General features: G+C 63.7%; 27 protein-coding genes. 18 read left to right on the top strand and 9 right to left on the bottom strand.

What is annotated here, in order from left to right:
• Positions 1-53: 53 nt before the first annotated feature.
• The 6 genes from C8J43_RS11095 (at position 54) to C8J43_RS11070 (ending at position 3,640) form a co-directional block, all read left to right on the top strand.
• Entirely contained in the window at positions 54-758 is a 705-nt protein-coding gene (locus C8J43_RS11095; RefSeq protein WP_133030959.1) for a glutathione S-transferase N-terminal domain-containing protein, read from the top strand.
• Positions 755-1,723: a magnesium and cobalt transport protein CorA gene (locus C8J43_RS11090; RefSeq protein WP_133030958.1), complete on the top strand. Its 969-nt coding sequence runs from the start codon at positions 755-757 to the stop codon at positions 1,721-1,723. Before C8J43_RS11095 ends, C8J43_RS11090 begins: the two co-directional genes overlap by 4 nt.
• The gene (locus C8J43_RS11085; protein WP_243645533.1) at positions 1,714-2,292 is read left to right on the top strand and encodes a hypothetical protein; all 579 of its coding nucleotides are present in this window, start codon (positions 1,714-1,716) and stop codon (positions 2,290-2,292) included. The genes C8J43_RS11090 and C8J43_RS11085 overlap by 10 nt, the downstream gene beginning before the upstream one ends.
• Before the next feature lie 61 nt (positions 2,293-2,353).
• Positions 2,354-2,803 (top strand): hypothetical protein, encoded by a 450-nt coding sequence (locus tag C8J43_RS11080; RefSeq protein ID WP_133030957.1) that lies wholly within the window; start codon positions 2,354-2,356, stop codon positions 2,801-2,803.
• 62 nt (positions 2,804-2,865) lie between these two features.
• A complete protein-coding gene (locus C8J43_RS11075; RefSeq protein ID WP_133030956.1) occupies positions 2,866-3,267 on the top strand; it encodes a RidA family protein in 402 nt (133 codons plus the stop codon).
• Positions 3,268-3,349: 82 nt separating this feature from the next.
• The gene (locus C8J43_RS11070; protein WP_133030955.1) at positions 3,350-3,640 is read left to right on the top strand and encodes a DUF2218 domain-containing protein; all 291 of its coding nucleotides are present in this window, start codon (positions 3,350-3,352) and stop codon (positions 3,638-3,640) included.
• A gap of 62 nt (positions 3,641-3,702) precedes the next feature.
• Here C8J43_RS11070 and C8J43_RS11065 read toward each other — a convergent pair whose 3' ends face one another.
• Entirely contained in the window at positions 3,703-4,362 is a 660-nt protein-coding gene (locus tag C8J43_RS11065; protein WP_243645532.1) for a TlpA family protein disulfide reductase, read from the bottom strand.
• Positions 4,363-4,988: 626 nt separating this feature from the next.
• On the opposite strand from C8J43_RS11065, the gene C8J43_RS11055 reads away from it, so the two are divergent.
• Both C8J43_RS11055 and C8J43_RS11050 read left to right on the top strand, forming a co-directional pair.
• Positions 4,989-5,594: a sulfite oxidase-like oxidoreductase gene (locus tag C8J43_RS11055; RefSeq protein ID WP_133030953.1), complete on the top strand. Its 606-nt coding sequence runs from the start codon at positions 4,989-4,991 to the stop codon at positions 5,592-5,594.
• The gene (locus tag C8J43_RS11050) at positions 5,587-6,336 is read left to right on the top strand and encodes a ferredoxin reductase (RefSeq protein ID WP_133030952.1); all 750 of its coding nucleotides are present in this window, start codon (positions 5,587-5,589) and stop codon (positions 6,334-6,336) included. The genes C8J43_RS11055 and C8J43_RS11050 overlap by 8 nt, the downstream gene beginning before the upstream one ends.
• 44 nt (positions 6,337-6,380) lie before the next feature.
• Here C8J43_RS11050 and C8J43_RS11045 read toward each other — a convergent pair whose 3' ends face one another.
• Positions 6,381-6,758: a hypothetical protein gene (locus C8J43_RS11045; RefSeq protein WP_133030951.1), complete on the bottom strand. Its 378-nt coding sequence runs from the start codon at positions 6,756-6,758 to the stop codon at positions 6,381-6,383.
• Positions 6,759-7,454: 696 nt separating this feature from the next.
• Between C8J43_RS11045 and C8J43_RS11040 the strand changes: the two genes are divergently transcribed.
• The 4 genes from C8J43_RS11040 to C8J43_RS11025 all read left to right on the top strand — a co-directional run bounded on the left by C8J43_RS11040 (position 7,455) and on the right by C8J43_RS11025 (position 14,046).
• Complete coding sequence (locus C8J43_RS11040; protein WP_133030950.1) at positions 7,455-10,646, top strand: TonB-dependent receptor; 3,192 nt, start codon at positions 7,455-7,457, stop codon at positions 10,644-10,646.
• 131 nt (positions 10,647-10,777) lie between these two features.
• Positions 10,778-11,497, top strand: coding sequence for a SapC family protein (locus C8J43_RS11035; RefSeq protein WP_133030949.1), 720 nt, complete (start codon positions 10,778-10,780; stop codon positions 11,495-11,497).
• 2 nt (positions 11,498-11,499) lie between these two features.
• A complete protein-coding gene (locus C8J43_RS11030; protein WP_133030948.1) occupies positions 11,500-12,531 on the top strand; it encodes a cupin-like domain-containing protein in 1,032 nt (343 codons plus the stop codon).
• 9 nt (positions 12,532-12,540) lie between these two features.
• The gene (locus C8J43_RS11025) at positions 12,541-14,046 is read left to right on the top strand and encodes a tryptophan halogenase family protein (protein WP_133030947.1); all 1,506 of its coding nucleotides are present in this window, start codon (positions 12,541-12,543) and stop codon (positions 14,044-14,046) included.
• A gap of 152 nt (positions 14,047-14,198) precedes the next feature.
• On the opposite strand, the gene C8J43_RS22335 is transcribed toward C8J43_RS11025, so the two are convergent.
• On the bottom strand, positions 14,199-14,423 hold the full coding sequence (locus tag C8J43_RS22335; RefSeq protein WP_243645530.1) for a hypothetical protein: 225 nt from the start codon (positions 14,421-14,423) through the stop codon (positions 14,199-14,201).
• 7 nt (positions 14,424-14,430) lie between these two features.
• A complete protein-coding gene (locus tag C8J43_RS11015) occupies positions 14,431-14,652 on the bottom strand; it encodes a hypothetical protein (protein WP_133030946.1) in 222 nt (73 codons plus the stop codon).
• A gap of 231 nt (positions 14,653-14,883) precedes the next feature.
• On the opposite strand from C8J43_RS11015, the gene C8J43_RS11010 reads away from it, so the two are divergent.
• Positions 14,884-15,066: a hypothetical protein gene (locus C8J43_RS11010; RefSeq protein WP_133030945.1), complete on the top strand. Its 183-nt coding sequence runs from the start codon at positions 14,884-14,886 to the stop codon at positions 15,064-15,066.
• Between the two features lie 434 nt (positions 15,067-15,500).
• Here the strand turns inward: C8J43_RS11010 and C8J43_RS11005 are convergent, their stop codons facing one another.
• Genes C8J43_RS11005 through C8J43_RS22325 form a run of 3 tightly spaced genes read right to left on the bottom strand, consistent with a single transcriptional unit; the run spans position 15,501 to position 17,750 of the window.
• Positions 15,501-16,514, bottom strand: coding sequence for an NAD(P)-dependent alcohol dehydrogenase (locus tag C8J43_RS11005; protein ID WP_133030944.1), 1,014 nt, complete (start codon positions 16,512-16,514; stop codon positions 15,501-15,503).
• A gap of 34 nt (positions 16,515-16,548) precedes the next feature.
• Positions 16,549-16,941, bottom strand: a complete 393-nt coding sequence (locus tag C8J43_RS22330) for a hypothetical protein (protein WP_243645529.1) — start codon at positions 16,939-16,941, stop codon at positions 16,549-16,551.
• A gap of 5 nt (positions 16,942-16,946) precedes the next feature.
• Complete coding sequence (locus C8J43_RS22325; RefSeq protein ID WP_243645528.1) at positions 16,947-17,750, bottom strand: MFS transporter; 804 nt, start codon at positions 17,748-17,750, stop codon at positions 16,947-16,949.
• A 105-nt stretch (positions 17,751-17,855) separates the two neighbouring features.
• On the opposite strand from C8J43_RS22325, the gene C8J43_RS10995 reads away from it, so the two are divergent.
• A complete protein-coding gene (locus tag C8J43_RS10995; RefSeq protein ID WP_133030943.1) occupies positions 17,856-18,452 on the top strand; it encodes a TetR/AcrR family transcriptional regulator in 597 nt (198 codons plus the stop codon).
• A 38-nt stretch (positions 18,453-18,490) separates the two neighbouring features.
• On the opposite strand, the gene C8J43_RS10990 is transcribed toward C8J43_RS10995, so the two are convergent.
• A complete protein-coding gene (locus C8J43_RS10990; RefSeq protein ID WP_243645527.1) occupies positions 18,491-19,093 on the bottom strand; it encodes a TMEM175 family protein in 603 nt (200 codons plus the stop codon).
• A gap of 179 nt (positions 19,094-19,272) precedes the next feature.
• Here C8J43_RS10990 and C8J43_RS10985 point away from each other — a divergent pair, with 179 nt between their 5' ends.
• Entirely contained in the window at positions 19,273-20,058 is a 786-nt protein-coding gene (locus C8J43_RS10985; RefSeq protein ID WP_133030942.1) for an alpha/beta hydrolase, read from the top strand.
• A gap of 162 nt (positions 20,059-20,220) precedes the next feature.
• A complete protein-coding gene (locus C8J43_RS10980) occupies positions 20,221-21,063 on the top strand; it encodes an alpha/beta hydrolase (protein WP_207893398.1) in 843 nt (280 codons plus the stop codon).
• A gap of 44 nt (positions 21,064-21,107) precedes the next feature.
• On the opposite strand, the gene C8J43_RS10975 is transcribed toward C8J43_RS10980, so the two are convergent.
• Positions 21,108-24,125 (bottom strand): sensor histidine kinase, encoded by a 3,018-nt coding sequence (locus tag C8J43_RS10975; protein ID WP_243645526.1) that lies wholly within the window; start codon positions 24,123-24,125, stop codon positions 21,108-21,110.
• Positions 24,126-24,330: 205 nt separating this feature from the next.
• Between C8J43_RS10975 and C8J43_RS10970 the strand changes: the two genes are divergently transcribed.
• On the top strand, positions 24,331-24,936 hold the full coding sequence (locus C8J43_RS10970; RefSeq protein WP_165899608.1) for a M17 family peptidase N-terminal domain-containing protein: 606 nt from the start codon (positions 24,331-24,333) through the stop codon (positions 24,934-24,936).
• Positions 24,936-25,643 (top strand): response regulator transcription factor, encoded by a 708-nt coding sequence (locus tag C8J43_RS10965; protein WP_133030939.1) that lies wholly within the window; start codon positions 24,936-24,938, stop codon positions 25,641-25,643. The genes C8J43_RS10970 and C8J43_RS10965 overlap by 1 nt, the downstream gene beginning before the upstream one ends.
• Positions 25,644-25,744 lie beyond the last annotated feature (101 nt).

Genomic DNA, 25,744 nt, shown 5'->3' with positions numbered 1-25,744 from the left:
AGCGCCGGTCTGGTCCGCAATCCTCCATGACCGCAGCACCAGGATCGCAGATCATGACCGACCTCTCGTCCTTCCCGATCACGCAGCGCTGGCCGGCATCGCATCCCGATCGCATCCAGCTTTACGCCACGCCCACCCCGAACGGCGTCAAGGTCTCGATCATGCTGGAGGAAACCGGCGCGGCGTACGAGCCGCATTTCGTAGACATCTCGAACAACGAGTCGAAAGATCCGGCGTTCGTGGCGCTCAATCCCAACGGCCGCATCCCCGCGATCATCGATCCGGCGGGGCCCGATGGTAAGCCTCTGGCGCTATGGGAATCCGGGGCGATCCTTCTCTACCTCGCCGAGAAGACGGGCCAGTTCATGCCCGTCGACCCTGCCCGACGGTACGAGACGCTTGCTTGGGTCTTCTTCCAGATGTCGGCGATCGGCCCGATGTTCGGCCAGCTTGGGTTCTTCCTGCGATTTGGCGGTAAGGATTTCGAGGACAAACGGCCTCGACAGCGCTTCGTCGACGAAACCAAGCGCCTCCTCGGGGTCCTCGATCGCCAGTTGGAAGGCCGCGACTGGATCGTCGACGACTATTCGATCGCGGACATCGCGACGATCGGCTGGGTGAATGCGCTGGACGAATTCTACGCTGCTGCTGCCATACTTGGCCTCGATGACTATGCGAACGTCCAGGCGTGGCTCGAACGCGCGCTGGCGCGACCCGCGGTGCAGCGCGGACTGCATATCCCGGCGAAGCCGGCATGAGCGTAATCGCCGCCTATTATTACCACGAAGGCAAGCGGGTCCGGGCTATCGCGCTCGATGAAAGTATCGAACTGGGCGAAGATCGCACGGGCTTCTGCTGGATCGCGCTCGGCGAGCCCACCGACGACGAACTCAGCGCGATCCAGGCGACGTACAACCTTCATCCGTTGGCGATCGACAACGCGATGCACCCGCTGTGCCCGCCCAAGCTCGAAGTCTATAACGATGAACTCTACATCGTCGCGCAGACCGCGGCGCTGGTGGGCGACCGGATCATCTACGGCAAGATGGCGATCTTCACCGGTCACAATCATCTCATCACCGTACGCCACGGCACCGCGGGCGCGCTGGGCAATCTTCGCGCGCAGCTCGAGGGATCGACCACCTTGTCCCGAAAGGGTGTCGACTATGTCCTGCACGCCATCCTGCACCGCATTGTCGACCAGTATCTGCCGATCTTCGAGATGATCGAGGACGACGTCCTGGCGATGGAGAGACGGTCGCTCGACGACTTCCTCGAGCGAGAGGACGTCGTCCGCATTTTCGAACTAAGATCCGAACTCACGCGGTTCCAGCGCACGCTCGGCGCCATGGGGGAGCTGGTGGGAAAGCTCGTCCGCGGCCATTTCCCCTGCATCAGCGCCGACGTGACACCCTATTTCAGCGACGTCGCGGACCATCTCCACCGTGTGCAGTCGATGGTCGACGGCCTGCTCCACGTCCTGTCCACGGTCTTCGAGGCGAGCAGCCTTTTGGAGGCGCAACGGATGGGCGTGATCACCCGCCAGCTCGCGGCATGGGCGGCGATACTCGCGGTACCGACGGCGATCGCAGGGATATACGGCATGAACTTCAAGAACATGCCGGAGCTGGACGCGACCTACGGATACTTCGTCGTGCTCGGCGTGATCGCAATATTCTGCCTGCTGCTGTTCGTGCGCTTCAAGAAGGCAAAATGGCTATGACGACCCAACTGACGGACATCCTCGAGGCGGTGCAGGCGTTCGTCGCCAAAGGCTACGACCATGAGTACCGCGTCAAGGACAGCACTCTCGTCGATCTCGAACTCGGATCGACCATCGAAGCGTGCACCATTCGCGTCGACGTGGCGTTGCGCCTCGAAAGCGGCGATGATGGCGAAGACGCCTCCAACATCTACGCGATCACCGACCCGGCAACCGGGCATCGCGGCCTGTTGATCGACGCGTTCGACGTGTTCCACGAAATCTGTCCCAGCGACCTGTCCGAGCGGCTCATCGCGGATCGGGAAACGGTGGCGGCAAGCGACCGGGATGCGCCGACCAAGCACGGACTGCGCAAGGTCTTCAAGGACGAGTTCCACCGCGATTCCGAGCGCTACGTTCTGCGCGAGGGCTTTCCGGACTTCCCGTCATGCCCGTTCGGTGGCGGTTTCAGCATCCTCGGTTTCGACACCGCCGAGCAGGACTATGTCTGGCTCGTCACGAGCATCATCCGGGATCCCCGGCTGATCCGCGTCCCCTACCAGGGCGAAGACGTCATCAGCGACGAATAGCGGCCTCGCCGGATTGCGAGTCCGCCGAACCATCGAAGCACCGTAACGCAAGGACGTCATCATGGACTGGAACAAGGCCCACATCCGAGACACGATGCTCTTGCTGGAGACCGCAGCCCTGCAGAGCGCTCGGGGAAACTACCTCGACTATGTCTTCACCGCTAAGGTCGATCAAAGCGAACCGGTCGAGAACGACGAACTGGCGCAGGCGGAAATCGCCAGCGACCTCGCCGAAGCGCTCGATGACACCCTGCACGATTACGCCGACAAGATCGACAAGCTCAGGATGATTGATTTCGGCCCCAAGTCGACCGTCGAGGAAGGTGCCGTCGTCAAGCTGTCCGGCCGCTACTTCGCGATCGCCGTATCGACCAGCAGGTTCACCTGTCAGGGACGCGAAGTCATGGGCATTTCCACGATGGCGCCGATCTTCGAAGCGATCGAAGGCGCCCGAGCAGGCGAGACCGTGCAGTTCAACGGCAGCGACCTCATCGTGGAAGACGTGGAATAGGGTCCGGCCACCGGCCGACGCGCCAGTGCCGAACGCCATTCATCTCATGCAAGGGCAAGCTCATGACGACACCGTCGTTCTTCATCACCCCCGGCTACGGGACGCGCCTGCATGACGCGCTGCATTACTCCCAGGCGGTGCGCATCGGGGACCGCGTGGAGATCTCCGGACAAGGTGGCTGGAGCGACGATCTCGTCATTCCGGAGTCGATCGAGGACGAGATCGCGCAGGCGTTCGAGAACGTGGAACGGACGCTCGCGACAGCCGGGGCAAGCTGGCAGCACGTCGTCCACGTCAATTCCTATCACGTCGGCGGCTTCCCTCCCGTTATCAACGAGACGATGGCCAGGCTATACCGCCACTACATGCCCGACCGCGCGCCGATCTGGACGCAATTGGGGGTCGAGGCGCTGGGACTTCCCACCATGCGCATCGAAATTCGCGTGACGGCGATCATAGCGTGATCTGCCTTGGATCCGTGACGCGGCGAGCATCTCAAGAAGTTTCACGATTTTAATCGAAGCACACAGTCTACGGGAGCACTTTATGTTCGAAGCCGAAGCACGCATCGCCACAATCGATGGCAGCCGTTATCTGACCGAGATCGCCAAGGCGTGGGTGCACACCTATCCGGTTCGCTACGATGCGCTGACCGCGGAGATCGAGCTTCCTGGGGGCCAGCTTATCATGACAGCCGATGGTGATAGCTTGTCGCTCCGGCTTGTGGGCACTGATCATGGACGCTTCGATGCCGCGAAGGAATCCGTGGCGAAGCACGTAGATCGCGTGGCGGAACACGATACCGGCGTGCGCTGCGTCTGGCATGAGATTTCCTGATCGCAAGCGGCACGGTCGAACCGCCCAAATCTAGCAGTCAGGATGAGCCCTCGCTGCATAAGCTATGCGTGACCCAAGTCCGCGATGAGCGTGTCCGCATCGAGATGGAAATCCGAGAAGACGATACGGCCGCCTGCATCGATAACGGTGAACCAAGGTGTCCCGCGCGTGCGATAGTCTTCCATGAACGTCGGAAGCGCCTGCCCGGTCGGTGGTTCATCGTGACCGAAAGCGAGGGGAAGGTCATATTTGAGCTGGTTTACGCGCAACGTCTCGAAGCCGTTCTCCTCCGCGTCCTCGAAGACGGTCTGGATCACCGCAAACCCCACCCCCTTCGGGCGCAATGCGCCATACAGTTTTTGGAGCGTCGGAAAGCCGTGCACATGGCAACCGCGGCACCAATGCTGGAAGGCAAACAGGATTTTCGGCCCCGTGCCGAGGTCCGACAGCGCAACCGGCGCGATGCTTGCGCCATCCCCGCCAATCCACTCCCGCACCCGCAATTCAGGCGCCTGGCGTTCGGTCATGCTCATCTTATCCTCCGGTTCGAGCCGTGGTTCCTTTGCGGCATGACGACTGTCACGCCGGTAGCTGGAACCCGATTTTCTCGCGTGCCTCGACGCAGGCATCCTGATCCTGCTGGTAGGTACGCCCGAGATACCGATCCCGCCGATCAACTTGTCGTCCTCGAGGATCGGATAGCCGCCGCCGGCCGCGACCATCCGCGGGCGATAGGCCAGCGGCGCCACTTTGGATCAGCGCATATGCGTGATCGGAAAGACGAACCTGGGCGGGCCGATGCCGAGCCCTGCAATGTGTGGCGCAAGCGGCTGGGGGATGGTCGACGATCGGCGGCTCCAATTTGCTGCGGCCTAAAATATCGGTCAGTCAAATCTTCGCACTGTCTGACCACGCCGGGATCTCCATTTTGCCGTCACGGACTATAGATTCATGGTTCATGAATTAAAAATAGCGACCGCGCATCGTTTCAATAGCTTGCACGGGTAGTCGCTCAGCGGAGATTAGAGGAGCACGAGCTATTGTTAGCGTCTGCGATACTATGGCACTTTTCAGACCTAGGCTTCAAATAAACGAGAGGTTCATGAAACACCATTGCAAAGCTATAGAAACTATAGTGATAGCGCATTGGAAAACACGATCCACATGCCGCTATGGATAGCGTATGATAAAGCCAGCGCGTCGAAGTGCGTTAGATTATTCCGACGGATGATCCGGTCTTTCGGACTTCGGCCAATCGGTCTGTTCGGCAGCCACGCGAGCAAGGATCGCACACGGAATTCCGGAATGAAGCCGCCGATCGTCTTTCGTCATGAGCAAAGGAATTCGTATGGTCACCAGAGGATTCACCGGTCGCGGCTTGGACGGCGACAAGGCCAGTCGGATTCCGCCGGGTCAGCACCTCGTCGAGGATTTCCCCGTCCTGTCGGCCGGGCCCACACCGCACGTGGAACCCGCCGACTGGAAATTCACCGTCAAGATCGGGCCGAAGCCCGTCAAAGTCTGGAACTGGAACGAATTCAATGCCCTGCCGAAGACCAAGGTGACGCGGGACATCCACTGCGTCACCTCGTGGTCGAAGCTCGATACCGCCTGGGAGGGCGTCCTCATCGAAGACATCCTTGCCGACGCAGGGCTCGATCCACCCACCGATTTCGTGTTGGCGCACTGCTACGATAAATATTCGACCAACGTCCCGCTGGCAGACCTTCTCTCCGGGAAGGCGATGGTCGCCCTGAACTATGCAGGCGAGCCGCTACCGCGCGATCACGGAGGGCCGGCGCGGCTCCTGGTCCCGCATCTCTATTTCTGGAAGTCCGCCAAATGGGTGAATGCGCTGCAATTCACCACGCGCGACGAGCCCGGTTTTTGGGAGGGGCATGGCTACCATATCTACGGCGATCCGTGGCGCGAGCAGCGATACACCAATGATTGAGGGTGGCGCGCAAACCGTGTCGTGGCAGTCGTGCGTGATCGAGGCGATCGTTCAGCAAACCCCGAGTATCAAGAGCGTCTTCCTGCGGGCGAGCAAACCGTTCGCGCCCATCGCGGGGCAGCACGTCGACGTCCGGCTGACCGCGCCCGACGGCTATCGCGCGATGCGCAGCTACTCGATCGCATCGACGGCGGCCTCCTCCCTGATCATCGAGCTGGCGATCGAGCGCCTGCCGGAAGGTGAGGTTTCGTCATACTTTCACGACGTCGCGACGATCGGCGACGCCATCGAGCTACGTGGTCCGCTCGGCGGCCATTTCCTGTGGCCAGACCCTGCCGCAGGCGCAGTATTGCTGATCGGCGCAGGCTCCGGCGTGGTGCCGTTGATGGCCATGATCCGACAGCGCCGCACACAGACTCCGGCGGTACCGACGGCGCTGCTCCTGTCCGCGCGGACCGCCGAAGACGTGCTCTTTTCGGAAGAGCTTCATGCCACCGAGATCGGCGACCCGGCATTCGTCCTGGCGCTGGCGATCACGCGCGAAGACCCGCGCCGCACCTCGGACTTCGGGCGACGGATCGACAGTGCCATGGTCCAGGAGGTCGTGGCCCGGCTTGACCGAAAACCCACACATGTCTTCGTGTGCGGGTCCAACGGCTTCGTCAACATCGCGACGGAGGGCGCGCTGCTGGCCGGCCTCGATGCCGCCATGATTAAGACCGAACGCTACGGTGGAGCATGACCTGAGCACGCTGTTCAACGGCCTGCGTCATATCCAGAAGAGGCTTAGCCCAACCACCGGGCCGCCGCTTCGCCGCTACTATCCGGGCTCGCGTTGAACGCAATCGGGGTTTGCGGCGCCCCTTGCCGAACGGCATCGATGACCTGTTCGAACGCGGCGACACGCTTGGTCGTCATACGGACGCCAGCGCCGATCACGATGCAATCGAACGTCTCACGCGCGAGACACTCCGCAATGTCGTGACGCAAGCTTCCATCCGCGCGAATCGGAAGATGCACCGCTTCCCAGCCCCGATCCCGCATCGATTGTGCGTCTCGTCCGATCCCTTCCGCCACACGGGCTTCGGTCAGGCCGGGCGGAATGGCCGGATCGGTGAAATCGACTGCGTCAGGCGCATACCCAATGACCAACACGCGAACCATCTGCCTCTCCTTCGCGACCTTCATTTATCGAGCATAGGCCAACGTCTCACGCGATACGATGCCCAGGCAGAATGCACACACGCAAACCTGCTATATGCGCGGTTCGGGCGACTGAGGGGTACCCAGGATACTGCCGCCCCCACCTTCGCGATTTCGGTTTAACCACGCAATGCCGCCGTTTACTGATGTATCGCTATCACCGCGGTGGCCCGCACTGCGGATCTTCAGCGGGCATATGTGACCATCATTCCTTCCAAGCACAACGTTAACGACGACCGCAGTGCAGCATTGTAGTTGAGCATCGCCCGCAAGCCTCTCAAATGCTCGAGTTGAAGCACATCTATAAAACGACAGATGTTCTGCCCCATCCTCGCGTCAGGCTAGGCCGTAATTGAGGCATCACGCCTTTCCCAAACTTACCTATACGGCACAACAACAGTCTCTATTATATCACAACTAGCGAATATAGAGTCTTCATCCAAAGAATACCGTATTCGATTTGCTAGAGCACCTCGGAAAAGTACCGACTAAACCACTAGAATTGCACATGATAGTGTAACGGATCCGGTTAATTCACGCGCGGTAAGTAACGCTTCTGCCGTTGACACCACCCCTGCAAATGGTAGCCCTATCATATGCGGCAACGACCGTGTGCACTCCGGCCTGAACAGGGCGGCCGGGAATAGGGGAGGGTTTATGATCAAGTTTCCGCGCGCGCTCGCGCATTCGGTATCTACTATCGCCGTCGTGGCGGGCATGGCGGCTTCGAGCGCTGCCGGCGCGCAGACAGCCACCGCTCCGGCGGACCAGAGTGCCCAGACCACCAACGCGCAGCAGACTGGCACGCAGACCGTGCCCCCGGCGCCCGCGGCCGGCACGCTTGAAGACGGCACGACCGATGAGATCGTCGTCACCGGCATCCGCGCCAGCCTCGACCGCGCGATCGGCATCAAGCGCAATTCGGCGGGCGTCGTCGACGCCATCTCGGCCGAGGATATCGGCAAGTTCCCCGATACCAACCTGGCGGAGTCGCTCCAGCGGATCACCGGCGTATCGATCACCCGCGCCAACGGCGAAGGCTCGCAGGTCGCGGTTCGCGGGTTCAGCGGCGGCTTCAACCTCGTAACGCTGAACGGTCGCCAGCTCGCGTCGACCAGCATCGATACCAGCACCGGCAACGCTTTCGCGGTCGGCACAGGCCGCTCGTTCGATTTCCAGAATTTGGCCTCCGAAGGCGTCGCCACGCTCGAGGTCTACAAGACCGGTCGTGCCAACATCCCGTCGGGCGGCATCGGCGCGGCGATCAACGTCGTCACCCGCCGGCCGCTGGACGCACGCGAGGACGGCTTCTCGGGGTCGATCGGCGCCAAGGCGCTGTACGACAGCTCGGTCGAGAAGGCCGAGGCCAGTCTCAAGAAGGTCACGCCTGAGCTTTCGGGCCTGATCAACTGGAAGAATCCCAACGAGACCTTTGGTATCAATCTGTTCGGCAGCTATCAGCTGCGTGAATCGGCGTCGGTCCAGTCCAATCCAAACTATTGGAACATCGTTCCGCTCAATAATTTTCTCAATACCTCGACGTACATAACCCCGACGACGAACATCACGAACCGTCCCACGACGCCGTACGTGCAGATCCCGAACGACAGCCGCTATCAGTTCTCGGAGAACCGTCGCGAGCGTCTCAACGGCCAGGCCAACATCCAGTTCAAGCCGACCGACCGGTTGGAGATCACCGTCGACGGCCTGTATGCCCGCAACAAGCTGAGCGACGAGCGCAGCGAGCAGACCAACTGGTTCCAGCGCCCGTTCAGCGACATCACGTTCGACGACAACAAGCAGATGCAGTCCGCGATTATTCTGGCGGAGGCCAAGCAGGCCGACAAGGGGTATGAGCAGCAGCGGTTCGCGACCAAAACCGAACTCTATTCGGTCGGCGGCAACCTGAAGTGGAACTTCACCGACGTGCTGTCGCTGAAGCTCGACGCGAACCACTCGAAGTCGACGACCAATCCGGACAATGCGAATGGTACGTCGGCGACGACGATATCGATCGGCGCACCGGTGCGCGCAACGCATAAGGTCGATTTCTCCAACGGCTTCCCGCAGCAGTCGGAAACGCTCAACGATTGCAACGCGACCAACGGCGGCCGCGGCGGCAATTGCAACAACCTGCTCGACAGCGGCGATCTCGGCACCCAGATCGCGCGCGAGATCTTCTCGAAGCAGGAGTCGAGGATCAACCAGTTCAACGGAGAATTGGGCTGGGATCTGGGCAACGAGAGCCGTTTCGTGCTCGGCACCAACTATGTCGATGCCAAGATCCACTCGACGAGTTCCAACACGCAGCAACTTCTCGGCGACTGGGGCATCACGGATACCGGTATCGTCGACAGGCTCGCGGGCGACCTAGTCAGCACCTATTGCCTGACGTGCAAGTTCGACAAGTATAATCCGAACTCGACCGGCTCGGCGCTGGTAGCGTTCCGGGGGGATGCGGTCGATCTGCTCAACGTCTTCTCGCCATATTATCAGAATGTCCCCGGGCGTGAACGGGTTCTGATGGGGTCGTCGGACAATACGGTCGGCGAGAAAACCTGGGCGGTCTATGGTCAGATGGCGTGGCATGGCGAGATCGGCGGACGGCGCGCCAATGCCCTGATCGGCGCACGCTACGAGCGGACCCGGGTCAATTCGCTGGCGCTCCAGACGATCCCGAGCGCGTTGGAATGGCAGTCGGATAACGACTTCGCCGTGCTCGGCGGCGCGGCTGGCGGCGCGGTCAACGTCAAATCGAAGTACGACAATCTGCTGCCGTCGCTCGACTTCAACATCGAGGTGGTCGACAATCTGATCGCGCGCACGTCGTTCAGCCGAACACTGGCCCGCGCGGATTATGGCAGCCTGTTCGCTTCCGTGACGGCCAACGCCCCTACCCGTCCAACCGCGCTGGGCTCCGGATCGGCACCGGCCAACCGGCAGAATCCGGCGCTGTTACCGCTGGTTTCGGACAATTTCGATGTGTCGGTCGAATGGTACTACAAGCCGACCAGTTTCATCTCGGCCGGCTTCTTCAACAAGAACGTACGCAACTTCGTCGGCAACACGGTGAGCAACGGCAGCCTGTTCGGCTTGCGTGATCCGGGTTCGGGTGCGCCGGGCTCGCGGTCCGGCACGGCGCTGGACTATCTCCGGTCGAACAATATCGCCACGACCGACGAAAACCTGTTCGCCTACACTGCGCTGCTGCAGCAGGCTGCCGGCAACAAGGCGGCGGCGACGGCGGCGTTCCAGAACGGCTTCGACGCCGCCACGGGCAAATTCCGTGGCACGTTCTACAACGATCTCGCGCTCGCGGTTAATCTCGTTGGCGATGCCGCCGATCCGCTCGTCAACTTCGCGATCAGCGAGCCGATCAACAATAAGGAAGCCAACATTCACGGGTTCGAGGTCGCCTGGACCAACTTCTTCGGCCGGTCCGGCTTCGGTTTCGCGGTCTCGTACACCAAGGTCAGCGGTGACGTGAATGTGGATCCCTACGGGGACCCGAACGTCAACATCTTCGCGCTCACCGGGCTTGGCGACAGCGCCAACCTGACGGCGATCTACGACAAGGGCGGGATATCGGCCCGCGTCTCGTACAACTGGCGCGACAAGTATCTTGCGGCCACGAACCAGGGCGACAATCGCAACCCGCTGTTCACGGCGGCGTTCGGTACGCTCGATGGCAGCATAAGCTACGACGTCACGAAGACCTTCTCGGTGTCGCTCGAAGCCGTCAATCTGACCAGCGAACCGTTCCGCCAATATGCCCGTACCGAGACGAACCTGGTCTATGTCCAGGAACTCAAGCCGCGCTTCTACCTCGGCGCGCGCTACCGGTTCTGAGGAAAACGGGAGTGGATCTGGATCCACTCCCGCACCAGTATGAAAAGGCCGCCGCCAATCCGTGCGGTGGCCTTTTCCTTTGTCCGTCGCCATCGCGCTGATAGACCTGACGCAACAACAGGACGGAGCGGATGAACCCCGTACAGATCAACAATATCGACCATGCCGATTTGCGCATCAGCCCGCGGGCGGGCGCCGCATTCGGCGATGCCACCAATCAAACGCTGATATTCCCCGCCGAGTTCGAGGAGGTGCAGCGCGAATTCGCCATCATATTCCGCCGTCGCGACGAAGGATTGCAGGCCTATGCCCTGCTGGGGCTCGACCGCGACGAGAACCTGTTTCTCGCCGGCGACTATTGGACCAGCCGCTATGTGCCAGCCAGCCATCAGCGCGGTCCCTTCTCGATCGGGCTGGTAAGGCCTTCCGGTGACGACGTCGGCGAGCCGATGCTGCATGTCGATCTCGACGACCCACGGGTCGGCGATGCTGCCGGCCTGCCGCTGTTCCTCGAACATGGCGGCAGCACGCCGTATCTCGATCATATCACCGGCGTGCTGCGCCTGCTGTACGAGGGCATGGAAACGGCGCCGGCTGCATATGCCGCGCTCGACGAGGCTGGCCTTCTCACGTCGGTAACGCTCACCGTCGATGTCAGCGAAGAGCGTCGCTATACCATTCCCGACGTGCTGGTCGTCGACATCGAGCATCTCGCGGCCCTGACGGGGGAACCGCTCGAGCGGCTGCATCGATCGGGCGTGCTGCGTCTCGCCATCCTCGCCGCCGCGTCGCTCGGCAACATCCAGCAGTTGATCGCCCGCAAGCAACCGCTGCTGAGCCAGATCGGGTGAGCGTGGCAGGTATCGTGCGCCGCACGCGTGTGATCGAAGCGGCGAGCGCGGCCAGCGTGCCCGTTGCCGATCTGATCGCCGACGGCCGCCCCGTGATCCTGCGCGGGATCGCGCGCGACCTGCCGCTGGTCGCTATCGGGCTTGATGGCGCTGAGCGGGCGATGACGTGGCTCAAGCAGTTCGACGGCGGCCGTCCCGTCACCGCGTATCTGGGCGATCCCGCGATCGGCGGCCGCTTCGGCTATTCGGACGATTGCACTGGGCTGAACTTCAAGCGCGAGAGCGGTTCGCTTTCCGGCTATCTCGACCAGATCCTCGCCGGCCTCGACGACGCGGATGCGCCCGCCATCTATATTGGCTCGACCGACATCGATCTGTATCTGCCTGGCCTTCGCGCGCACGCGGCATTGCCGTTCGGCGATCCGCAACTCGTCGAGACCCCACCGCTGGTCAGCATCTGGATCGGCAATCGTACCGTCGCCGCGACGCATTACGACATGTCGAACAATCTGGCGTGCTGCATGGTCGGCCGACGGCGCTTCACGCTGTTCCCGCCGGAGCAGGTCGCCAACCTTTATCCCGGGCCATTGGAGCCAACGCCAGCCGGCCAAGTGGTCAGCATGGTCGATCTCCGCGCACCCGATCTCGACCGGTACCCGCGCTTCGCCGAGGCGCTGGCGCAGGCCGAGGTCGCCGAACTCGAACCCGGCGATGTGCTGCTCTACCCGGCGTTGTGGTGGCACAATGTCGAGGCGCTGGACGCGTTCAACGTCATGATCAACTATTGGTGGAACGCGGTGCCGCGGTTCATGGATACGCCGATGAACACGCTGCTCCACGGCCTGTTGTCGCTGCGCGATCGGCCCGATCACGAGAAGCAGGCGTGGCGTGCGATGTTCGATCATTATGTCTTCGGCCCCGCGGACCAGGCCCGCGCGCACCTGCCCGAGCACGCGCAAGGCGAACTGGCACCGCTCGATACGCTGTCGGCGCGGCGGCTGCGCGCCAAGATCCTCCAGCGCATCAACCGATAGGAACCGATCATGGTCGAGCAGCGCATCAGGAAAGTGGTCATCGCCGGCGGTGGCACCGCGGGCTGGCTCGCCGCCGCCGCCTTGACGCGGCAATTGGGCCAGTTGCTCGACATCACGCTGGTCGAATCCGAGGAGATCGGCACCATCGGCGTCGGCGAGGCGACGATCCCGACGATGCGCGCGTTCCACACGATCCTGGGACTGGACGAGCGCGAATTCATGCGCGCGACGCAGGCGACCTTCAAGCTCGGCATTTCGTTCGAGAACTGGGCGCGCGACGGCGATCGCTACATCCATTCGTTCGGCGACATCGGCAAATCGACCTGGATGGGCGACTTCCACCATTTCTGGCTCGCCGCCAAAGCCGCCGGCGATCGGAGCGATATCGGCGACTATTGTCTAGAGCTTCAGGCGGCCAAGGCGGAGCGGTTCGCGCTCCCCTCCGAGGGCCAGATCAACTACGCCTATCATCTCGACGCCGGTCTTTATGCCCGCTTCCTGCGCGCGCGCAGCGAGGCGAACGGGCTAAAACGGATCGAGGGACGGATCGCAAGCGTCGATCGCGATGGCGAGACCGGCTTCATCCGCGCACTCGTCCTCGATTCGGGCGAGCGCGTCGAGGGCGACCTGTTCCTCGACTGCACCGGCTTTCGCGGGCTGCTGATCGAGGGCACCTACGGCGCCGGGTACGAGGACTGGTCGCACTGGCTGCCCACCAACAGCGCGCTGGCCGTACAATCTGCCGCGACCGGTCCGGCGCACCCGTACACGCGGGCGATCGCGCATGACGCGGGCTGGCGCTGGCGCATTCCGCTGCAGCACCGCGTCGGCAACGGGCTGGTCTATGCGAGCGACCATCTGTCCGACGACGAGGCGCATGCCCGGCTGCTCGGCGCGATCGGCGGGGCACCGCTGACCCCGCCACGGCTGATCCGCTTCCGCACAGGTCGTCGGCGACAGGTATGGATGGGGAACTGCGTCGCGCTGAGCCTCGCCAGCGGGTTCGTCGAGCCGCTCGAATCGACCAGCATCCATCTGGTCATGACCGGCCTCATGCGGCTGATGCAGACCTTCCCGTTCGGCGGGATCGCACCCTCGCTGGTAACGCGGTTCAACGATCAGGCGCAGGCCGAACTGGAGCGCGTCCGCGACTTCATCATCCTCCATTATCACCTCAACCAACGTCCCGAGCCGTTCTGGGCGGCGCGCCGGGACATGCCCATCCCGGACACACTCGTAGAGCGCATCGCGCTCTTCACCGAAGGCGCGCAAGCGTATCAGGGCGGTGAGGATCTGTTCCGCGTCGCCAGCTGGGTGCAGGTGATGCTAGGCCAGCGCCTCACGCCCCGCGATCACCACCGCCTTGGCAGCATCATGGGGGGCTCGCAACTCGCCAGCGTATTGACCAACATCCGCGGCACCATCGCGGACGCGGTCGCGGGTATGCCGACACACCAGCAGTTCCTGGATCGCTACCTCGCGACACCGACCGCCGCTGCGTCCGGCATCCGATAGGTCAACGCGAACCGCGGGTACGACCGTATCACAGCGACGGCCTCGCCCGTTACGCGGCGGCAGTGTTTGCGACCAGAGACCCCGGCCTCGTCCTATCGGCGACCAGCCTAAGGAACTTCCCGAGCAGGTGAACCGGCTCAACGCGATCAATTTTAACGGTAACTGAGTCGGCGGATTGCACAGTTCCCGACCTCCCGGCGATGCCGCGCAAAGCGACCGCTCTGCTCACGAACTAGGCAAAGGGCGTCTTTCTGCAGGTTGAAGGCGCATCGATCGACAAGCAGAACCATCTCGCCAATCCGTGTGGTTAGATCGGCGGGACGGTTGATCTCGACGAGGCGGTGCAGGTAACGCTGGAAGATGACGTCTGCGGCCATCGCCGAGTCACCGCGAGCCGTGCAAGGCGAGGCCGGCCGCCAGCATGGAGCAGAGGCGATCGGGCGAAGATACCGACAAGGTGTTCCACGAGAATGCAGAGCGGGAAGCCGCGCCGTCGGACCAGATGCGCTGCGCGACGATCATCATTTCCTCAGGTGTGGGCGCCCTACCGTCGCCCGTGCAATCGATCACGGCATCCACGAACAAGGGGCTGGTCGATCGTGACATGCTGACACACCTCATTTGGGCTGAGCTCTGACATAAGGGCCGCAGGCTTCACGGACATGGCCTTCGACCTGTTACGCGCCAGACGGAACACTCCACGAGCCGGACGGCACGAATGGGGTATCTCCCCAAGCCGCATAAGCGTATGCTGCGACATCGCCATCATCCTTGCCGCGAGCACGGTGACGATAGAAAGCTGGAATCAGCTTCCGCCCGCAGTGCCGAGTGCCTGCCATGCCGAACGTTCAAGATTACGATCTCGAGTATAGCAAGAAGCGCGAACAAGCCGAGCGGCAGGCGTCGGCCTTGGCGAAGGACATGTGCGCCAAAGCCGTCCATCGATCCTTGGCAATGCTGTATGGTGATCGCGTTATTTCTGCCCGGCGCGCGATCAATGAGCGCGGCTTGAACCCATAGCGTCAGCGGCGGGGCGCGGTTCAGTTTAGGTCGACTATCGCCGTCGCAGCGATGGGCTAGTCAGAACCGCAATAGTAGTTTGAGAGGCGTCGCACCATCGCCGCATGAGGCTAGGTTCCCGATTTTACTAAGGGACAGGTCCGCGACCTCGATGTCCGCTGGCGCTCCGAGAGGTCGGCCGACCCTATGACGTGATTTACCTAAACTAGGGCAAGCAAGAGCAGGCGCCGCACCGGAGGCGTCAGCCTTTCGGTCAGGTCCCAACCTATGACGAAGGCGACTGCTGCTTTTCGAATCCGCCGCGATCGTCTATCATATCGCCAACACGCACGGTGATACGCTGCTGCCCGCCGATCCGCGACGGCACGGGCGGGCGCGGTCGAATGGACAGTGGACGCTTTCGCCAGCATTCGCATGCCATCGCTCGCGTGCGGTCAGAATGCGATCATCACCTTGCCGAGATGCCCGGCGGCGGCGAAGTAGCGAACGGCGTCCGGTGCGTCGTCGAAGGCGAACGTCCGGTCGACGACTGTCGTCATGCCGTTCGCGACCATCGCGTCGAGCAGATCGACGAACATGGCACGGCTGCCGTTGGCGATGCCGCGGATCGTCACGTTCTTGATGATCAGCGACAGATAGTCCGGGATCGCCGGCCCCTCGCCTGGCGACACGCCAACGACGATGATCCGCGCGTTGGCCGCCGCCGCTGCGATCGACTGGCCCAGCGTATCGACGCCGCCGGTTTCGATCACGATATCGGCACCCTTGCCCTCGGTCTGCGCGATGACCTCGGCCGCCCAATCGGGCGACGTGCGGTAGTTGATCGTGATGTCCGCGCCGAGCGCGCGCGCCGTCTTGAGTTTCGCATTGTGGGACGAGGTGATCGCGACCCGCGCCCCGCGTGCCTTGGCGATCTTCAGCGCGGCAAGCGAAACGCTGCCGGTGCCGAGGCACAGGACGGTGTCGCCAGCCTTTACGTGACAGATCTCGACCAACGCGTTCCAGGCCGTCAGCGCCGCGGACGCAAGCCCGGCGACATCGACGTCGGCCAGTGCATCGGGCACACGGATCAATGTCGCTGCAGGCAGGACGATGCGCTCGGCCAGCCAGCCGTCATGCGTGATGCCGATATCGTGCGCGAAGACATCCGATCGGAACGCGCCGTCCAGCCAGCTCGCGAAATGGCCGCAGACGACGCGGTCGCCGATTGCGACTTCGGTCACGCCCTCCCCGATCGCGACGACCTCGCCGACGCCTTCGGACATCGGGATACGGGACTCGGGCTGGCGGGCACCATAGGTGCCGCGCAACAGTTGCACGTCGCGACTGATGAGTCCGACGAGACGCGGTGCCACCAGCGCTTCGCCGCGGCCAGCGACGGGCTCGGCCCGGGTTGCCGCGAAGAGGGCGTCGATGCCGTCCTGCGCACCGATTTGATAGGCTTTCATCGAAATCTCCTGAGTTACGCGCACGATCAGCGCATCAATCGAATGCCCGTGGACCGGGCCTGAAGGCGTGGCGGCGCGCGCGCGATGCGATCACGAGCGCCAGCAACGTCGACGCCAGCACGGCCCAGGCGAGCGAACCGGCGCCGAGATGGTCGAGCATCACGCCGCCGACGATCCCGCCTGCGGCGATCGCGCCGTTCCACGTCGTCGTCAGCATCGCGTTCGCCAGATCGACGCCCTCCCCCGCGGCATCGGCCAGCGCGGTCTGGATCTGCGTCGCGGCGCCGCCGAACGACAGACCCCACAGGATCGTCGCCGCGATCGTCACGACGGGGCTGGCCGCAAACAGCCCGAACGCCAACGACACCGCCGCGAACGCCGTCAGGCTGACGAGTACGAGTAGTCGCAACGCTCGATCGATCAACACGCCGGTCACCCAGATGCCGGCCAGCGCCGCAACGCCAACCCGAGCAGGACGAGGTCGAGGCGGCCTTGCACACCCGACAACGCGGCGACCGGCGCGATATAAGTATAGAGGATGTTGTGCGCAGTGATCCACGCGAACAGCGTGACGAGCACGGTGCGTACGCCGGGAGTGCGAAACACGCGCGCGATCGACAGTCGCTGTTCCGCCGGCTGTCCGGGGAAATCCGGGACCTGCCACAGCACCCAGCCGATCAGGATCAGAGTCGTGATCGACATCAGCCCGAACGCCATGCGCCAGCCAAGCGTGGTGCCCAGCATCGCCCCCAACGGAACGCCGATCGATAGCGCCAGCGGCGTACCGACCATCGCGATCGCCAGCGCCTTGCCGCGCAACGGCGCGACGACCATGCGTCGCGCATAACCGGCGATGATCCCCCAGCCGAGCCCCGCCGCGACCCCGCCCATGAACCGCGCGACCAGCGTCAGCGCGTAGGACGTCGACACCGCGGTCACGCAATTGAAGATCAGAAAACCGACAATCGCGACCAGCAGCGTCGGCTTGCGACGCCAGCCTTGCGTGTACAGCGTCAGCGGGATCGCCGCGAGCAGCGATCCGACCGCATAGACCGTCACCGTCTGCCCCGCGAGTGGCTCCGATACGTCCAGCCCCACCGCCATGTGCGGTAACAGTCCGGCGGGCAGCGTCTCGGTTAGGATCGCCGTGAAGCCGGTCATTGCCAGCGCCAGCAAGGCTGAAATCGGCAGCGTCTCGCTAGCGCCGACGTCGGTCGGAATAGGGTTTGGACGCACGCAATACTCACTTCTGGATCGACTGGTCCAGTGCAATCAACGACCGAACGCGGCTTGTCAACGAATAATGGATCGATTAATCCACAATGTCAGGAGTGAAGAGTTATGGCACGGAGCGGACGACCGCGTGGGTTCGACCGGGATGCGGCGCTGGACAGCGCGATGCACCTGTTCTGGGAGCACGGGTATGAAGGCGCGTCGCTGCTGACGTTACGACACGCGATGGGCGACATCTCGTCGGCAAGTTTCTACGCGGCGTTCGGCTCGAAGGAAGCGCTGTATCGTGAAACGCTGGCACGATATCTGGCCCGGCATGGCAGCATCGTCGACGCGCTCGACGACGAACGACTGCCGCCGCGCGCGCGGCTCGAACAGGCTTTGTTGGGCTCGGTCGCGGTGCAGACCGATCTTGCGCATCCGCAGGGCTGCATGGTCACGCTGTCGGCAACGATCTCGTCAGAGCTGAGCGCACAAATCCGGGCGCTGACCCGATCCGAACGCGACGTGACGCGAAACGCGCTGCACCGGTGCATCAGTGCCGGCGTGGGCGCGGGTGATCTCGGCCCAACCACGGATGTCGCAGGGTTGGTCGCACTGTACGATGGTCTATTGCTGGGCATTTCGATCCAAGCTCGAGATGAGGTGCCAGCGAGCGCGATCCGAGCCGGGATCAAGCACGCGATGGCAGCTTGGCGAAATTAGCGCAACGGTCAGTGCAATTGATTTCGTTGGCCGCAAAGTCATATTTGACCCTGAAGGTTGGACGCTCGGATGATCCTGCGGTCAGGGATAAGCCACAAGCCGATGACGGCACAGTATAGCGCGATCGCGGCCCAGCGGCTCGCGAACGCTAGCGGCACCGCTATGGCGTAGAGCGCGATACTGCCCCAACCTTTCCAGTCCGAGCCGATCGCTCGCGCAACGGCCGACTGTTTGCCGTTGCAGGCGATGATGGCGCGCTCGGTGAGCGAATATCCGATTGCCGCCAGTCCGAGCACGATCCCGTAGGCGGCGGTGGCCCCTGCTGCGAACTGCGTTTCGTCGAGCCAGCGGATCACGAACGGCACCAGGCTGAGCCAGAACAGCAGGAACAGATTGGCCCACAGCACACGCCCATCGATCCGTTCGACGACCGAAAACATGTGATGATGGTTGTTCCAGTACAGCCCGACGTTCACGAAACTCAGCGCGTAGGTGAGCAGGATGGCCGCGCTTCCTGCGAGCGCGCGTAAATCGCCGCTTTCGGGGACCTTCAGTTCCAGCACCATGATCGTGATGATGATCGCGATGACGCCATCGGTGAACGCGGCGACCCGCTCCGGTCCCATGCGACGCTCGGTCATGCGCACTTCCTTTTCTGACATGCTCAGCGGTATCAGGTCGCCGCGGACGATCACAGCGACGCGGGTGTGCCGCGATCGCAATATGTCGGCCCTGCGCAAAATACGTCAGAATTTGCCAAGAACCTTGCGGGGCCGCCGGGCATGGCAGGTGTGGAAGCCTGTCTCGGGAGCTAGACGCTATGAAACACTGGATCGCCGTTTTGGCTGCCGCCACTGCGATGCTCGCGCCGTTGGCCGGCGCACAGGCGCAGCCGAAGGGCCAGCGCCCGACCATCGTCCTCGTCCACGGCGCGTTCGCGGAGTCCGGATCGTGGAACGGCGTCATCGCGCTGCTTCGACGCGACGGCTATACCGTCATCGCCGCGTCGAATCCGTTGCGCGGTGTAGCGAGCGACGCGGCGTCGGTTGCGGGCGTCGTCAATGCCGTGAAGACCCCAGTCGTACTCGTTGGCCACTCGTATGGCGGACCGGTCATCGGCGAAGCGGCTGCGCATGCGTCGAACGTCAAGGCACTCGTCTATGTCGCCGCCTTCGCCGCGGATGTCGGCGAGAGCGCGTTCGCACTGAGCGGCAAGTTCCCCGGCGCCACGCTCGGCGCGGCGCTCGCCCCGCCCGTCGTGCTGCCCGATGGCACGAAGGATCTGTACATCGAGCAGGACAAGTTCGCGAAACAGTTCGCCGCGGATGTTCCGGCAGCGCCGGCCGCGCTGATGGCGGCGACGCAGCGCCCGGTCGCCGAGGCTGCACTCAACGAGCGCGCGCTCACGGCATCGTGGAAGACGATCCCGTCCTGGTTCATATACGGCAGCGCCGACCTGAACATTCCGCCTGCCGCGCATGCCTTCATGGCAAGGCGCGCGGCCGCAAAGAAGACGGTCGTGGTTCCAGGCGCGTCGCACGTCGTGATGACGTCCAATCCAAAGGCCGTCGCCGCCCTGATCGAAGCCGCCGCCGTCGCGCAATAGGCTTGCGAACCGCAACGGAAGGACACTGCCATGCCCGAAACCCTTCGCGCGCTGTCGCGACGCTCGGTCGTCATCGCCTCCGCATCCGCGGTCGCGGCGACGCTTCTCCCGACGATGACCTTCGCCTCCCCCCTTCCCCCTCGATCGAACGGAGTTACGAAAATGAGCAGCGGATTCATCAAGACCAAGGACGGCACCGACATCTTCTACAAGGACTGGGGTCCGAAGGATGCGCAGCCGATCGTGTTCCATCACGGCTGGCCGCTATCGTCGGACGACTGGGACACGCAGATGCTGTTCTTCCTGGCCGAGGGCTACCGCGTCGTCGCGCATGATCGCCGTGGACACGGCCGGTCGTCGCAGGTCGATACCGGCAACGATATGGACCATTACGCGGCGGACGCTTCCGCGGTGGTCGAGCATCTCGACCTGAAGCGCACGGTCCATATCGGCCACTCGACCGGTGGTGGTGAGGTCGCGCGCTATGTTGCGAAGTTCGGCCAGCCGCAGGGCCGCGTCGCCAAGGTCGTCTTGGTCAGCTCGGTACCGCCGCTGATGATCAAGACCGCGGGCAATCCCGGCGGTTTGCCGATTTCGGTGTTCGACGGCCTGCGCAAGGCGCTCGCCGACAACCGCGCGCAATTCTACATCGATCTCGCGTCGGGGCCGTTCTACGGCTTCAACCGGCCGACCGAGAAGCTCTCGCAAGGGGTCGTCGACAATTGGTGGCGCCAGGGCATGATGGGCGGCGCGCTCGCGCATTACGAGGGGATCAAGGCGTTCTCCGAGACCGACCAGACTGCAGACCTCAAGGCGATCACGGTCCCGACTCTCGTGCTGCAGGGCGACGACGACCAGATCGTGCCGTTCGCCAATGCCTCCGTGCTGCAGGCCAAACTGCTCCAGAACGCGGCGCTCAAGATCTACAAGGGCTTTCCGCATGGGATGCTGACGACGCATGCCGACGTCATCAACCCGGATCTGCTCGCGTTCGTGAAGAGCTGAGCGCTACGCGATCGGCGGGAGGGTGACGATCATCGCCTTCCCGCTCATCGATAGGCGATCCGCGCCGGGATCGTTACCCTGATCTCGGTGCCGGATCCGGTATCGGATTTCGGGTCGGACCGGATCGCGAGGATTCCGCCCATCGCGATGGCACGTTCGCGCATCCCGATCAGGCCGTAATGGCCGGGTCTATGCCCGCTTTCGCGGACGTCCGACGGAAGGCCGAGACCGTCGTCCGTCACGGTGATGACGAGCTTGTCGGACCGCGATCGGATTGCGACGCCGACGCGATCCGCTTCGGCATGACGCACCACATTGGCGAGCGCTTCGCGGACGATCTGCGCGATCTCGTCGGCGACCGGTGCGCAGACCAGTTGCTGGACGCCCTCGACGTCCAGGTCCCAGGTCAGCGGCGGCGCGACGATGTCTTCGGTGATCGCGGTCAGTAACGCAGGCAGCACCACCGGTTCCATATTGTCGCGCAGGAACCGGACCCGGTCCCGGCCGTCGAGCAGCACGTCGTCGGCCCGCTCCAGCACGCCCTCGAGGCTGGTCCGCGCACGGTCGCCGCGCGGCAGCAGTTCGACGACCGACTGGAAGCGCAGCATCAGCCCCTGGAACCCCTGCAACAGCGTGTCGTGAAGCTCGCGGGCGATGCGCTCGCGCTCCGCCAGCTGGACCTCGAACCGGCCGCGCGTGCGGTCGGCGATCGCGCGGACCCGGCGGCGATACAGCAGCCAGCCCAGGATCAGGATGGCGGCGATGCAGAGCGCGACGAACGCGTAGGTCTGGTAGAAACGCGGCGCGATCGTGAACGTGAGCACCGCGCCGTTGCGGTTCCAGACGCCGTCGTTGTTGGCGGCGATGACCCGGAAGCGATACGTGCCGGGGCCGAGATTGGTATACAGCGCCTCGCGGGCTTCACCGGCGTCGACCCAGTCGCGATCGATCCCCTCGATCCGGTACCGGAAGCGGTTCGCGGTCGCATTGGTGAGGCTCAGCGCGGTGTAGCGGATCCTGACATGATTGGTGCCGGCGGGAAATACCGCCGGCCGCGTTCCGGGCGTCTGCTCGGCGCCACCGGAATCGAGCGAACGGATCTGCACGGTCGGCGGCAAACGGTTGCGCGACACGTGGCGTGGGTCGATCATCGCCAGCCCCTTGTTGGTCGCGAACCACAATCGCCCCGCTGCGTCCTCGGCGATGTCGTTCGCGTCGACCATGTTCGAGCGTGCGCGAAAATCCTCCTGATACCCGAAGCGTTCGAAGGGAAGCGGCGCGCCGGGATGCGCGAACGCCGCATCGAGCGCGACGGTCGCCATCCGGACGATCCCCGTCGCCCCGATAACCCACGTCGATCCGTCCGCGGTCTGGATCAGGCCGGTCAGCCCGACGAGGAACGGATATGACCGGTCGGTCAGCGATGCCAGTCGGCGGCCGTCATAGCGGGCCAGCCCTTGATCCCCGACGATCAGCATGCCGTGGCGGCTCGGCACCATCGTCCGGGTGGAGCCGACGACGTGATCCTCGCGGCGCCACAGCCGGGTCTCGGTGCCGTCCTTGAGCCGCGCAAACCCCTTGAAGACACGTGCGAACACGATTCCGCCTGCGCCATCGCTGCGGATACGGGGTACGGAGGAGCCAGCCGTGCCCGCCGCGCCGCCGACCGACTGGAGACTGTCGCCGACGACACGGTAGACCCGGTCCGCGCCCGTCCAGAACTGGCCGTTGGTATCCAGCGCGCAGGTTATCGATATCGGACCACGAATGGGCGTGGCCTTGCCGAGGTTGCCCGATCGATCGATGTCGAGCAACCATTTGCCGCGCATGCTGACGATCAGCACGCGGCGACTGTCCCCGCACAGCACGCCGATATCCGCCACCCGGAAGATCATCACGGGTTTGCCGTCCCGGGCGATCCGGTACACGCCGGACAGCCCCGCGACGAAGACAGGCCCGCCGCCGGTCGGTCCGACGAGTCCCGATACGAGGGCCTCGGTCGTCTCCGGCTGGACGATATTGCTCGGCGAGAAGCGGTCGAGCCCGGACTCGGTACCAACCCAGATATTGCCCTCGCGGTCCTCCAGCATCGACAGCGTCAGCGATGCCGTCAGCCCCTGCTTCTCGGTGAACATCTGGATCGGATCGCGGTTTTCGGGACGATCGAGCGATCCGGCCGGCAGCCGTCCCAGCCCGGTGTCCTGCCCCAGCAGCCAGAGATTGCCATCACGGTCGAACACCGGCTTGGGGAAGACGAAGGGCGTCGTGACAGGTCCCGATCGAAACGCGCTGCCCTCGCCCGTCACCGGCCGGATCCGGTCGCCATTCCATTGCCAAAGGCGACCGCCCGGACTTTCGGCAAGCGCGGTGTAGGTGTCGCTCGGGATCCCGGCGTCGATGAACCGCGTACCGCCGGGTTTGAGAAGCAACATCCGCGGGCGGGCGGACACATAGATGCCCCCGGACGTACTCAGGATATCGCCGATCGCGGTGTCCGGTACGCCCTGCCCGGCCCCGAAGCGGGACCAGCGCCCATGCGACAATCGGCTGAGGACCAGCCTGCCCTTCGATTCCACCGCGAACCAGATCGCGCCGTCGCGCCCCTCGACGATCCGGTTGACGCCGCCGATGGGGGGCGACGGGTTGGCGACTTTGAGGATACCGCCGCGGAACACCGCGACACCGCCAAAGTTATAGCCGACCCAGATGTCGCCGTTGCGGGCAGCAAGCACCGCGGTGATCTGGGGCGAGCGATAGGGATCCGCGTCGGCGGGCACGATCCGCTCGAAAGTAATGCCGTCGAACCGGTAGAGACCGGTTGCGGTGCCCAGCCAGAGATAGCCGTCCCGCCCTTGAGCGATCGCACGGATGTTGCCGGGCGCACCATCGCCCAGCGTCCAGCGCGAATGGCGCAGTTGGGCGATCGTCCGCGTGGGATCGAGTGCCGATGCGCCGGTCGTCAGCGTCAGGAGGCAGGCGATCCCCACCAGCAGGCGGATGATCGCCCGACGCCCTGTCGTGCGTAGATAGCCAGATCGTGCAGATAGTATGACGATGTCCACCCCAGCGACGATGATCTACGTTACGCTGACGAAACAACCAAAAGCAAGAGTTGCAATTATACGCGACTTTCGATGCCGACCGCTTCGCCAGCGAACGTGATGATTATCCAAATTTCGTCAGCCCGATCCACGATCCTTGCGTGTCACTATGTTAGGCGATGGGAAAGGTCCCGGATCGGACCGACGGGAGAACAGGATGCCGCCGATGGATGGCCGTGCAGACGACGCGGTGACGATCGGGAGATGGCGGGGCGTTCGCATCGATGTCGCGCCGCGCGATGCGGTGAGCGCGGAAGTCGCAGTGGCGATCGCAGGGGTGTTCTCTTACGAGATCGGACGGAACAAGCCCGGCGGCGGCTTGGGCAACCTCGATACGGCACTTGGGGGTGCGATCACGCGGCTACGCGCCGACGGAATATTCCGTGCCGAGCCAGGCGAGGTCCTGACCCTGTCGGCGCCGGCGCGACCGATCCAGGCGACCACCGTCCTAGCAATCGGTCTGGGCAACCCGGCGGCTTGGACGCCCGGCGTGATGCGCCAGGCGGTCGCGACGGCAGCGCGCGAAACGATCCGCCTCGACGCCGAGTCCGCCGCGTTCGCGCCAAGCCTCCTCGACAGCGGCCTCGATCCCGATAGTCTGTCTGGAACACCGGAGGCGATGCTGGCGGGGCTGTTCGATGCGCTCCCCGACGATCGACACCCGGCTCGACCTGGGACATTGTCGCGTTGGCTATTCTGTGTCGGAGCAGCACGGTTCGAAGCGGTGGCGGAGGTCTTCCGCGACTCCTTCGACCGGTTGGCCGTGCGCTGATGAATCGGCGGCTTGCCACGTCCATCGGACACGGCGCAGGGTTTCCGCTTCACAGTTCCCAACCTCATGAGTTCGCCGTGTCGTCATCGCCGCAGATCCGCATCATGATCGTTGACGATCACCCCTTCCTCCGCGAGGGGGTAAGAGCCGTGATCGAAACGCAAACGGATCTCGCGCTCGTCGCGGAGGCCGAGTCCGGCGAACAGGCGCTCGCGCTATACCCGACGCATCTGCCCGACATCGTCCTGATGGACCTGCAGATGCCGGGGATCGGCGGCGTCGACACCATCGCCGCGATGCGCAGCCACTGGCCGCAGGCGCGTATCATCGTGCTGACGACCTATTCCGGCGATGCGCAGGCGTTGCGCGCGTTGCGCGCCGGGGCCGCCGGCTATCTGCTCAAGAACACGCTCCGCAAGGAACTGCTCGACACGATCCGCTCGGTCCATGCCGGTGGCAAGCACCTCAACGCGCAGGTGGCGTCGAGCATCGCCTTCCACGTCATCGAGGATGCACCGACCGAGCGCGAGATCGGCGTGCTGTCGCTCGCCGCGGCGGGCAATTCCAACAAGCAGATCGCGGCAAGGCTGGCCGTCACGGAGGAAACCGTGAAGGGCCATATGAAGCTGATCTTCGCGAAACTCGGTGCCTCGGACCGCACGCACGCGGTTACGATCGCGGCCAAGCGCGGGATCATCGAACTCTGATCCAGGGCTCTACCGCGCCCCACTAAAGAGGGGGCGATCGCCACCCCGGCCGGGGCGCAGCCGATCGATACACATCCGTTATGGTTCTCCGCACAGGTTGT

The sequence above is a fragment of the Sphingomonas sp. PP-CE-1G-424 genome (genome assembly GCF_004341085.1).
Classification (GTDB): Bacteria; Pseudomonadota; Alphaproteobacteria; order Sphingomonadales; family Sphingomonadaceae; genus Sphingomonas.
Note: the sequence above shows the minus strand (reverse complement) of the source record. Positions and strands in the feature narration are given on the sequence as shown.